This window comes from Achromobacter maghribensis (genome assembly GCF_057334215.1).
In genome coordinates this window covers 682,479-684,119 of record NZ_JBHFII010000061.1, presented here as the reverse complement: position 1 = coordinate 684,119, position 1,641 = coordinate 682,479, and the positions used below count along the sequence as shown (strand labels likewise).

Genomic DNA, 1,641 nt, shown 5'->3' with positions numbered 1-1,641 from the left:
CCCCCAAGGCACTACGGAGTGGAGAAGATTCAGGCAAGGCCAAGCGTGGCGGGATCGCCGCGGCCCACGCGCACGACCACCGGATCGTCGCTGGTCAGGTCGATGACCGTGGTCGGAGATTGCGGGCAGGCGCCCGCGTCGATGATGGCCGCCAGATCGTGGTCGTAGCGCGCGCGGATGTCTTCGGCGTCGTTCAACGCGTCGGTCTCGTCCTTGGGGATCAGGGTCGTGGAAAGCAAAGGCGCCCCCACTTGCTCAAGCAGGCCCAGCATGACCGCGTGATCCGGGACGCGGATGCCGATGGTTTTGCGCGACGGGTGCGAAACGCGCCGCGGCACTTCCTTGGTGGCTTCAAGAATGAAGGTCCAGGGGCCCGGCGTCGCGGCCTTCAGCAAGCGGTATTGCTTGTTGTCGACGCGGGCGAAGTGGCCGATTTCGGCCAGGTCGCGGCACAGCAGCGTCAGGTGGTGTCTTTCGTCCAGGCCGCGAAGCCGGCGCAAGCCGTCAGCGGCGTCCTTGTCGTCCAGGCGCGCGACGACGGCATAGCTGGAGTCGGTGGGTACCGCCACCAGGCCTCCATCGTTCAGCCATTGGGCTGCCTGCTTGAGCAGGCGAGGTTGAGGATTCGCAGGATGAATAGATAAATACAAGGCCATGGGATTATCCTAACACTCTTGAATGCCGGCCAACGTGGCGCGGCGATGCAAAATGGCGGGAATGCCGACCCGCCCGGAGAAACAGTATGCGCCTCGATGACTCGCGTGAAAGCGACAATGTGGAAGACCGACGAGCCAGTGGTCCCCGTATCGGCGGCCGTGGAACCATCGGCATCGGTACGATAGTACTTGCCTTGGTGGCCATGTACTTTGGCGTGGACCCCAGCGTGGTTCTGCAAATGGCCGAAGGACCGCCCCAGACCCAGCAGCAGGCGCCGGCCACCCGGCCGCCCGTCGACGATCCGCAGGCGCGCTTCGTGGCCAAGGTGCTGGGCGAAACCGAAGACACCTGGACCGCGATATTCCAGAAGGACCTGAACCGCCAATACGTCGCGCCCAAGCTCGTGCTGTTCCGCGGCGCCACGCCCACGGCATGCGGCACGGGCCAGTCCGCGATGGGCCCGTTCTACTGTCCCGGCGACAGCAAGGTCTATATCGACCTGGCCTTCTTCGATGAATTGCAGAACAAGTTCAAGGCGCCCGGCGACTTCGCCCAGGCCTATGTGATCGCGCATGAAGTCGGACACCACGTGCAGCATCTGCTGGGCATCTCTGATCAGGTGGACCAGCTGCGCCGCCGCAATCCTGCGCAAGCCAATGCGTTGTCCGTGCGCGTGGAATTGCAGGCTGACTGCTTCGCCGGCCTGTGGGCGCAACGCGCCAACGCCGCGCGCAACATCCTGGAGGGTGGCGACGTCGAAGAAGCGCTGTCGGCGGCCACTGCCATCGGCGATGACCGTCTGCAGAAGCAGGCCCAGGGCTATGCCGTGCCGGACTCGTTCACGCACGGATCCTCGGCCCAGCGCGTGCGCTGGTTCAAGCGCGGGCTGGAAAGCGGCAACATCAAGCAATGCGACACGTTCTCGGCCAGCGCGCTTTGATCCGCTGCCAGACCTGAATTGCCTCGGCCCCTTAGCTGTATGGA

2 protein-coding genes are annotated in these 1,641 nt (G+C 64.5%); one reads left to right on the top strand and one right to left on the bottom strand.

The features are described 5' to 3' along the window. Positions 1–29: 29 nt before the first annotated feature. On the bottom strand, positions 30–656 hold the full coding sequence (locus tag ACE039_RS29230; protein ID WP_105557449.1) for an L-threonylcarbamoyladenylate synthase: 627 nt from the start codon (positions 654–656) through the stop codon (positions 30–32). Between the two features lie 86 nt (positions 657–742). On the opposite strand from ACE039_RS29230, the gene ypfJ reads away from it, so the two are divergent. Next, complete coding sequence (gene ypfJ, locus ACE039_RS29225) at positions 743–1,597, top strand: KPN_02809 family neutral zinc metallopeptidase (RefSeq protein WP_105557448.1); 855 nt, start codon at positions 743–745, stop codon at positions 1,595–1,597. Positions 1,598–1,641 lie beyond the last annotated feature (44 nt).